Genomic DNA, 9804 nt, shown 5'->3' with positions numbered 1-9804 from the left:
AAAACACTTGCGACTGCGGCGGCGACGATCCCGCGAGGGGCCAACCACGCGAGAAACGTGCGCTCCTTCCAATTGATCTTCGTCCCGAGCGTTGCCGCAAATACGGAAAGCGGCCGGACGAGCAGGATGAGCACGACCAGAAACAGGAATCCGTTTGCCCCCAACTGAGAGATATCGGTCGGGCTGATCCGGCCGGACAGCAGTATGAACAGGACTGAGATCAGTAGGACGCCGAGGCTTTCCTTAAATTTGATCAGGTGCTCGATTTCGACGCGGCGTTGGTTGGCGAGCACGATGCCCATGACCGTCACCGTGACCAGCCCGGACTCGGCCTGGCCGGTGATCATGTAGCTCGCAGCGAAAACGCCGAGGACCGACGCGAGCAGGACTGGCGCATCCAGAAAGTCGGGAATCCAATTCTGTTCAAAGAGGATGATTAGGAGAAAGGCCACGCCTCCCCCCACGATCAGTCCGGTCGCCAGAACTTCCACCAACTCGTAGGCAACTGTTGCGGCGGCGGCACCGACTCCCGCCGATTTGATGGCCTCGAATACGAGCACGGCGAGCATGGCGCCGATGGGGTCGATGACGATGCCTTCCCACTTGGCGATCTTCGAAATGCGCCCGCTCGGGCGGATCGCTCGCAGTAAAGGGATCACAACCGTCGGTCCGGTGACCGTGAAAATAGCACCGGCCAGAATGGCGATCGGCCATGCGTCGAAGATCAAAAACCGCGCGGCCAGCGCTCCGAGGACGCCTGTGATAAGGCATCCGATCGTGACGAGCCGCCACACGCTTCCGCCGGTCGACCGCAGTTCGCGAAACCGGAGCGTCAATCCGCCTTCGAACAAGATCACCGCAACAGCGAGCGAGACGGCGGGAAAGAGTAGTTCCGGTTCAATGTACTTGTCGACCGGCAACCATTGGCCGAATGCGAATCCGACAGCCAACAGGAGCAAGATCGCCGGCAGTTTCAACCGCCACGCGAGCCATTGCGCGGCGATCCCGAAGACAACGACGGCAGACAGATAGATCAGCGGAGAGGGAGTCAACAGCTCCTCCGGCGGCGGACGGTTATACGCTTTGCCGGATCATTGTGCCGGAAGTGTCACGAAGTGCCACCCTGTCGACGATAGATCAAACCTGTTTGATCGAACCTGTTTGATCGAATCTGCTTGTTCGAATCGTTTCCGCAGCCACTGATCGGTGTCAGGAACGGTCGCTGGCGCCGAGGGTCAATCGCTGGTATTCGCGAAACGTCACATGTTTGACCCGCGGACTCTTCAGCAACAGCTCCCACTGGTGAATCATAGAGCGATCGCTCTTCTTGAGCCCGTGTTCCAAGGCGTGCTCGGCCGAAAGTGACAGCGGTTCTTCGAAATCGGCCTGCAGTTCAACACGCAGCGGGAAAAGATCGTAGCGTCTGAGAGCCTTGTTGGCTTCGACCCGCACGTCCGGCAGTAGCGGCGTGGGGTGCAGCAGGAAATTCAGCCGAGAGACCCAATCGGCATAGCCGAGATAGGCCTGCGTGAGCCGGGCATCCTCCAGTTGACGACCCGTAAACGTGTACGAGACGCGGTCGCCGATGAGCTGGAGTCGGCCGTTCTTATCATCGAAGTGCTCGTCGAATTTCGGGGCGAGTTGAAACGACAGCAGCTCGACCTGGCGTCGCGCATCGGGCCGGGATTGCTGAATTAACTCGGCGGCATATTGTTCGGTCTCGTCGCGAACGTGGCCCAATCGCTGGCGAATCTGCTCCTGCTCGACGGTGGTGACAAGACCTTGGCGGGCATTGAGGATCAGAAATTCGTTTCGCGACGACTCGAAAACGACGACTTCGTCCGCAGAGCCGACATAGTCGTAGACCTTGCCCCCACGAAACAGCGTGAGGCTCCGCGACACGGGATTGGCATCGCCGGCTCGATAAACGACCGTGACGATGCGAAATTCCTGCGCCGTGGCTCGACCGGGCAAGCCGAACGAGAACAGCGCGAATAGCCCCAACGCGGGGATCAAAACTCGGCGAATGTTCGACATCAGGAAACCCTCAGGACTTCGCGGCGATCCTTTGGACCAACCACAGTCAACGGGTGAAGAATCGGAAAGTGATTTGGGGGAGTAGCCAGAAGGGGGCGGAAACCTAAGTGGAATATGATTCTGGTGCAATGGCAGCTTCTATTCTCAGAGCGAGGGCTTTTCGCGAAATTTGAATGAGCATGTTAAGGTCGGACGGCAGTGGGCGGCGGACTATTGTTGAGCGAATTAGAGATGCGACAGTGCATCGGGAGAGCGGGATGAAAGCTGTGAGCTTTGATCGGTTCGGGGAACCGGCCGATGTGCTTGAGGTCCGCGACGTGCCGACGCCGGAGCCGAGCGAGGGGTCCGTGCTGGTCCGGATGCTGGCATCGCCGATCAATCCGTCCGACCTGATGACCGTTCGCGGTACCTACGCGTTAAAGCCCGAACTTCCGGCCACACCCGGATACGAAGGTGTCGGAATCGTCGAGTCGTCCAATGCCGGACTGTACGGGAAATTTCTCTCCGGAAAACGAGTCGCCGTCTTAAACGGCTCCGGCGGGAACTGGGCCGAGTATGCAACGGTCCCGGCTAAGCGGGCCGTCCCGATCCCGACAGATTTGCCACTCGCTCAGGCGGCGATGTTTTTCGTCAATCCGGCAACGGCCTATGTCATGTCGCGGCAGGTCCTCGGCGTTTCACAGGGCGAATGGCTGCTCCAATCGGCGGCCGGGTCATCGCTCGGGCGGATGATCATTGCGCTCGGCAAACACTATGGATTCCGAACTCTCAACGTCGTGCGACGGGACGAGCAGGCTGAAGAATTGCGCGAGCTCGGCGGCGATGCCGTCATCGTATTTGACGGAGCTCACGACGACCCCGACGGGTTCCCTGAACAGGCCGTGGCGGCGGTCGATGGCAAGCCCGTCCGGTTCGCCATCGACCCGGTCGGTGGTGCGACCGGAACGGCCCTTCTCAAAGCGTTGGGTGACGGCGGAAGGCTCCTTGCCTATGGAACGCTCGCGGGCGAACCCATTTCGGTCAATGCACGCGACCTGTTAACTCACGGGTCGAAGGTCGAGGGTTTCTGGTTGGCTCGCTGGATGGAATCGCAAAGCTTGTGGGGACGGCTCAGCGTCATCCGCAAGGTGTCGAAGCTGCTCGGCGAGGGCATCATCCAAAGCGATGTCGGTCAGTCGTTTTCAATGACCGAAATCAGGGAAGCCGTGAAAAAGTCGGAAGAACGAGGCCGCGGCGGCAAAGCGTGGCTGAAATTTGGCGAGTGAATTCAACGCCCTTGCGACAAGCCGCGCACGAAGTAAGCGGATTTGGCAACTCGGTCGATCCGCTATCTTTTCGAAGCACATCGAGAACACGCGCGGCTTACCGACGACCGCTTTCCGGCCCGATTGTATTTATTTCTTTGTCGAATCTGAACCGGCTGTCTCACCTTGACCGGTCCTGCGGGCGCGAACTACTTTTCGGCTCCTCTCTCCGAAGACTCCCTAATTTCCTTTCGACTGTCACGCGGCCTTTCCGGTCCGTCCGCTTCGTCGTTCGATGTGCGCTTCTCGCACTCGGCACCGGCGCAGTGGAGGAGCTACCTATCATGCGCGTTCTCCGACTATGCAGCTCAATTCGGTTTGCGATCGGGCTGCCGCTCGTTCTTGTCACCGGATGTACGACGATCGGCCTGTCGGCTCTGGAATGGGCCACACCGCCGAAACCGTCGGAACTACCGTGGATGAAGCCGGCTGCCGAACCGGTCTCCGCTGAGGAGATTCTCGGTGAGGTCGACACGGCGACCGATACGCCGCTGATCGGGGAATACACGTCGATTGCGGGCCTCTCGCCGGTCTTCGTCGCCGGTGTCGGACTGGTCGTCAATCTGGACGGAACGGGCGATGATCCGCCGCCGTCGAGACTTCGAACGGCATTGATGACCGAGATGAAACGACGCGAAATCGAATCACCGAACCGAATTCTCCGTTCGCCGAACACGGCCCTTGTCGTGGTCAGTGGGTTTCTGCCCCCGCTCATTCGCAAGGGAGAGAACTTCGATATCGAAGTTCGGCTACCGCCCAATAGCTCGGCGAGAAGCCTCGCCGGCGGCACACTGTTGGTCTCGCACTTGTACGAGGCACAAAAAACTCAGGAAGGCCGGACCGGCAAGGGACACGAGATGGCACTGGCCACCGGGCCGGTTCTCATTTCGACCGGTGTCGGCGGCGACGATATTGATCTGGCGGGCGTTCTGCGTCGCGGCCGAATCGTCGGGGGCGGTACGTCAAAGATCGACCGAGCGCTTTCGGTCTTCCTTCGAAACGAATATCGCACGTTTCGTAATTCTCAGCGAGTGGCGCACCGGATCGGAAAACGCTTTCACGCGCCCGATGAGCACGGCCTGAAGAAACCATTGGCCGAAGCAAAAACTGATCAACGAGTCCAAGTGGCGCTGCACCCGCTTTATGAGCGCAACTATGCCCGCTTCCTGCAGGTCATTCGCGCCATCGCGTTCAAGGAATCAACGATCGCTCGGCGTGTCCGTCTCAGAAAACTTGACGAAATGATGCAAGTCTCCGAGACCAGCGCCGAAGCATCGCTGCAGCTCGAAGCGATCGGCGAGGAAGCCATTCCGATTCTGCTCGATGCTCTCGATCACGAAAGCCTCGAAGTTCGGTTTTACGCGGCCAGCGCATTGGTCTACCTCGAAAATTCCGAGGGGCTCAAAACTTTGGCCGAGGCGGCTCGGAGTGAACCGGCCTTCCGAATTTTTGCTCTGACCGCTCTGTCCGTCAGTAAGGAAGCGGAAGCGAGCATGCTTCTTCGCGATCTGCTGTCCGAGTCGAGCGCGGAGACCCGATACGGGGCGTTCCGAGCACTCACCGCAATCAATGCGGACGATCCCCTCGTGCGAGGGGAGCCGATGTTCGGCGGTCGCAAGCCGGATTTGGGTGAGGAGCCGTCGTACCGCTTGCACGTATTGCCTGTCGACGGGCCTTCGCTGATTCACCTCACGCATCGAACGCGGGCGGAAGTCGTGCTGTTCGGGGCAGATCAGCAAATGAAACTGCCGCTGGCTTTGCGTGCCGGCAACCACATCATCGTGTCCGCGCCTCCGGGCAGCAGCCAGGTTTCGGTCAGCCGATTCCAAGTCGGTCGGCCCGACCAGAAAGAAATTGTTTCGGCAAATGTTGCCGACATCATCCGGGCGTGCGACAGCTTAGGTGCGTCCTATCCGGATATCGCCGCGCTGCTCGCGCAGGCCGATCGACAGGGCAACCTTCCCGGTGCGATCGCCGTCGACGAACTGCCGAAAGCCGGACGGCTTTACTATCGCTCCGGCGGCGGCGAGTTCATTGGCGGCCCGCGGCAAACGCGGGTCGGCAGCGAAGGAACATCGCCGAACCTGTTCCCGGTCGATGGCGAAGCATCGGAGCAGACCGACGAAATCGATGACGCGGCCGAAGAGATGTTCCTCGACCTCGGCGAAACGCGTGACGGGAAGCCGGACGCCGATGACGACCGCAACGACGATCGTGTTGACGACCGACCCGACGACATTGACGCGGCCGACGATGAAGCGGAGTCGAGTTCTCCCGAAGCGAACGACCGCGTTGCGGAAGTGCTCGACGAATACGTCTCCGGTAATTCGAACACGTCGAAGGCTTCCGACATTCCTGAAACCGATGACGAAGGCGAGTCGAGCGGCGACTACCCGGATGCCCCATCGCAGTCGTCGAGTTTTCGGCTGCCCAGCTTCTCATTGCCCTCGTTGCCCCGCATACCGGGTCTGGGTGGCGGTGGTGTTCCGACACAGTCCGAACCCGAGTTGCCACCACAGGATGAATCGGAATAGCTCGTTCCGCGTTCGACCTGTTTAAAGTCTTCCCGCTGCCGATACCCGCCTCGACGCGAGCGCGTCTTCCATGCTCGAAACTCTCGACCTACACGGCTTCAAAAGCTTCGCCGATCGGACCGTCTTCCGGTTCGCCCCGGGCCTGACGGCCGTCGTCGGACCGAATGGAAGCGGTAAGAGCAACGTCGTCGACGCGCTCAAATGGATTTTGGGCGACCAAAGCCCGAAGAGCCTCCGCGGCAAAGATATGACGGATGTCATTTTTAATGGCTCCGGCGGACGCAAACCGGCCAATCTGTGCGAAGCGGTTCTCACGTTCGACAACGCGTCCGGCTTTTTGCCCGATATGGGCAAACAGGTTGCGATCGGTCGGCGCCTGTGGCGGAACGGTGATTCGGAATATCTGGTCGACGGGCAAGTGGCCCGGCTCAAAGATGTTCGCGAGATATTTTCCGGGACAGGCGCGGGCGCAAGCGCTTACGCGATCATCGAGCAGGGGCGCGTCGATCAATTGCTGCAGGCCAACGCCGTCGGTCGGCGGGCCGTGTTCGAAGAAGCCGCGGGCGTCGGACGCTACAAGCTCAAACGCATCGACGCGGAACGCAAATTGGAGCGGGTCGAACAAAATCTCGCCCGCCTGACCGACATCGTCGATGAAGTCGAAGCACAGCTTCATGCGACAAGAACCCAAGCAGCGAAAGCGGCAAAGTTTCGCGAGATTTCCGAAGAGTTGCGTCACTGGTGGCACGGCTTTGCAGCGGACGAATATCGCGACGGAACACGCCGCGTCGCAGAACTTCGCGAGAAGCTGGCGGTTGATCGGGCCCGGCAAAGTGAAGTTCAGCAGCGGCAGCAGGAACTCGAAGATCGCCTCACCGCGCTCGAAGAAGAACTCGCCGCAGCCGATGATGACCTCCGGGGCGTCGAGCGTCAGCGTTCGGTGTTCGAAACTCAGTTCGCCGAAGCCGCGACAACCGTTGCGCAATTGACCGAACGGGCTGCCGATGCCGAGCAGGATCTGATCCGCGCTCGCGGCCGCGTCGTCACGTCGTCCGACTCGCTGCGTGAAGCCGAGACGGAACGGGCACACAATCGCGAAGTACTCGAGAATGCCCGCGAGCAATTCGAGACGCTTCGCAGCCGGACTCAGGCTCAGGAAGCAAGCCTCTTCAACCTTGATAGCGAGCTGGCGGAACTCCGCGAGACGCTCCACGAAACGCAGGCGCGCCGCACACAACTGGGCGAACAAATTGCGCAGGACGAAGCCGATCTCCGCACGTCAGCCCAACGCCGTGATGACCTTGATCTGGCGATCAGCCAAGCCGAACAGCGGCTTGCCCCGATGCTGGAGCAACTCGAACACGCCAAGAACGAGGCGAAAACGTTCAGCGCCGACGTCGCCGAATGCGAACTCCGCTGCGAAGCCGCCAAAGCGGCCATCGAAGAGGCGATCGACGCCAAGGCGAGTGTGGCGGAGCGGCGAAGCAGACTGAAAAACGAAATCGCCGAGCTTCGCGAACGACGCGGCGCCGCGGCAGCGCGGCTCAACGTTTTAGAGGACTTCGAACAGCGAGGCGAGGGCCTTGGAATCGGCGTGCGGGAAATATTGAACCGCGCCCGCTCGATTGACGATGCGCCTTGGAATCGTATTCACGGAACCGTCGCCGAATTAATCGATGTCGGACTCGATGACGCCCCACTGGCGGAAGTCGCTCTCGGCAGTCGGGCTCAATTAATTGTGATCGATGGGTTTTCCGATCTCGCCGAATATCTGCACCGTCGCTCCAGTCGCATCGCAGGACGCGTCGGCTTTCTTTCGCAGCAGCCTTCAGCGTACGACGACTCCGGCTTATCGGGAGCCCGTTATATCGAAGCGCATCCGGTCGGAACCGCGGGGGCATCCTCCCCTCCCGGACGAGACGGTGACCTTGCCGGCTTGCCCGGCGTTGTTCGTCGAGCCGATACGCTCATTAGGGTCACGCCACGATTCGAGGGACTTGCCGAGCGATTGCTCGGCGATACGTGGGTCGTCGAATCGCTCAACTCGGCCTTCGCGCTCTCTGCCGGCTACGGCCGGGGCATGCGATTCGTCACCCTGCAAGGCGAATTGCTCGAGAGCGACGGTTCTTTAATTGTGGGTACGCTCCGCGGCGAAGTCGCGATCGTTTCCCGTCGGGCCGAATTGCTCGAACTACGCCGCAAAATCGCCCAGTATGATCGTGAACTGCGGCGAACCGAGGCTGAATTGACCCGTCAATCCGACGCCCTTCGACAGGCCGATCGACACGCTTCAGAAGTTGAAATCGAGTTGCGCACGTTTGAAACACAGCTGGCAGAAGCGAAACGCAGTGCGGTTGAATCGGACCGGAAGAGAACGGAAGTCGAAGCGGCGGCTGTCGAAGCCGAGACCGAACTCGAACGCCTCGCCCAGAATCGCAACCAAGCGTCCGCCACCATATCGCGTGCCGAAAGCTCGATCGAACAATGTCGCGCGCAACTGGCCGCTGCGCTCGAACTGCACCGATCTTCTGATGCACAAATCGCGCAGAAAACGGATGAGGTCGAGCGACTGCGCGAGCAACAAAAAGGAGAATTGCTCACGCTGGCGAAAGCTGAAGAACGGCTTGCATCACTCAATGAGGGTGTCCAACGTGTAGACCGGGATGTCGCCGCGCAGCGTGATCGACTTAACTCGGGTGAGGAACGTCTCGTCGAGGCGACTTCAAGAATCAGTCAATTACAACTCGCAATATTAAATGCGGGCACGAAGAAGTCCGATGCGCTCGCCAAGCGCGAGCAGCTTGATGCGTCGGTCCGCGAGCAGTTCGTCGCGCGAGATCGCTTGAAAGCCCGTCGCGCTGAGATTGCAAAAGATGAATCAAAATTAAGAGCCGAACGACGGGAGCAGGGAGATCGCATTCACGAGACAGAACTAAAGGTCCGTGAGATCGAACAGTCGCTCTCGACGATGGGCGAGCGCATCCGCGAAGAGTATGGCGTGGAATTGGAAGAACTTGCCGAGAGTGATGAGTCGGCCGTCAAGCTGCTGCTGAAAGAACGTCAGCCCGAACCCGATCACGCGAGCGAACTCGATGAGTCGTCGGAGTTGGACACGATTGAATCACCCGATTCCGAAGTCGACGAAACAAGCGAGGCGAACGCGTCCGAAGCCGAAGAAGCGATTGATGACGGCGATTCGCTGACGCTGGAAGAAGTTCGTGAAGAACTTGATGCACGCGTGCAGCGGTTGCGTCGCAAATTAAAGACATTGGGTTCGGTCAACGCCGACAGTCTCGCCGATCTCGACGAATTACAGGAACGCTATGACCGCCTCAGCGCGCAATTGCAGGACCTCACGGAGGCGAAGCGTGCGCTGGAGGATGTCATCCGCAGAATTAACAAAGAAACGAAACGGCTCTTTTCAGAAACGTTTGACTCGATTCGCGGTCACTTTCAAGTCTTGTTTCGCCAACTCTTCGGGGGCGGCGAAGGCGACATCGTACTCGAAGACGTCACTGACATGCTTGAATGCGGGATCGAGATCGTTGCCCGTCCGCCCGGTAAAGAATTAAGAAGCCTCTCGTTGCTTTCCGGCGGTGAGAAAACAATGACCTGTGTGGCATTACTTCTCGCCATCTTTAAGAGCAAGCCGAGTCCGTTCTGCATTCTGGACGAAGTCGACGCCGCGCTCGATGAAGCGAATATCACGCGATTCGTGCGGGTCTTAAAAGAATTCAAGAAGGACACGCAGTTCATCATGATTACGCACCGCAAGCCGAGCATGTGCGAGGCGGATGTGCTGTACGGCGTCACGATGGAAGAGGCGGGAGTCAGCAAACGAATGAGCGTTCACTTCGAAGACGTTGCTGAAGACGGCAGTTTCCACACCAGCAAGAAGGCCGCGTAAATAAACGCGGCGATGCCCGGGC

General features: G+C 59.5%; 5 protein-coding genes (1 of these 5 only partly in view). 3 read left to right on the top strand and 2 right to left on the bottom strand.

All coding sequences use genetic code 11. The features are described from left to right. Together Pan189_RS20390 and Pan189_RS20385 are read right to left on the bottom strand one after the other, a co-directional pair. Nucleotides 1–1052, bottom strand: the 5' portion of a protein-coding gene (locus Pan189_RS20390) for a cation:proton antiporter (RefSeq protein WP_145365919.1). It extends 835 nt beyond the left edge of the window; only the first 1052 of its 1887 coding nucleotides appear in the window; its start codon is at nucleotides 1050–1052; its stop codon lies beyond the left edge, outside the window. A 157-nt stretch (nucleotides 1053–1209) separates the two neighbouring features. Next, a complete protein-coding gene (locus Pan189_RS20385; protein WP_145365918.1) occupies nucleotides 1210–2037 on the bottom strand; it encodes a hypothetical protein in 828 nt (275 codons plus the stop codon). Nucleotides 2038–2294: 257 nt separating this feature from the next. Here Pan189_RS20385 and Pan189_RS20380 point away from each other — a divergent pair, with 257 nt between their 5' ends. From Pan189_RS20380 to smc, 3 genes are all read left to right on the top strand, one after another. Beyond that, nucleotides 2295–3302, top strand: coding sequence for a zinc-dependent alcohol dehydrogenase family protein (locus Pan189_RS20380; protein WP_145365917.1), 1008 nt, complete (start codon nucleotides 2295–2297; stop codon nucleotides 3300–3302). Between the two features lie 323 nt (nucleotides 3303–3625). After that, nucleotides 3626–5875: a flagellar basal body P-ring protein FlgI gene (locus Pan189_RS20375; protein ID WP_145365916.1), complete on the top strand. Its 2250-nt coding sequence runs from the start codon at nucleotides 3626–3628 to the stop codon at nucleotides 5873–5875. Nucleotides 5876–5945: 70 nt separating this feature from the next. Next, nucleotides 5946–9782, top strand: a complete 3837-nt coding sequence (smc, locus tag Pan189_RS20370) for a chromosome segregation protein SMC (protein ID WP_145365915.1) — start codon at nucleotides 5946–5948, stop codon at nucleotides 9780–9782. The last annotated feature ends 22 nt before the right edge of the window (nucleotides 9783–9804 follow it).

It is taken from the genome of Stratiformator vulcanicus (assembly GCF_007744515.1).
GTDB lineage: Bacteria > Planctomycetota > Planctomycetia > Planctomycetales > Planctomycetaceae > Stratiformator > Stratiformator vulcanicus.
This window is presented reverse-complemented; position numbering and strand designations above follow the sequence as displayed.

Bases quoted from the DNA above. Each gene is read 5' to 3' on its own strand.
- Pan189_RS20385 (WP_145365918.1), bottom strand. From the start codon at position 2,037: ATGTCGAACATTCGCCGAGTTTTGATCCCCGCGTTGGGGCTATTCGCG.
- Pan189_RS20380 (WP_145365917.1), top strand. From the start codon at position 2,295: ATGAAAGCTGTGAGCTTTGATCGGTTCGGGGAACCGGCCGATGTGCTT.
- Pan189_RS20375 (WP_145365916.1), top strand. From the start codon at position 3,626: ATGCGCGTTCTCCGACTATGCAGCTCAATTCGGTTTGCGATCGGGCTG.
- smc (WP_145365915.1), top strand. From the start codon at position 5,946: ATGCTCGAAACTCTCGACCTACACGGCTTCAAAAGCTTCGCCGATCGG.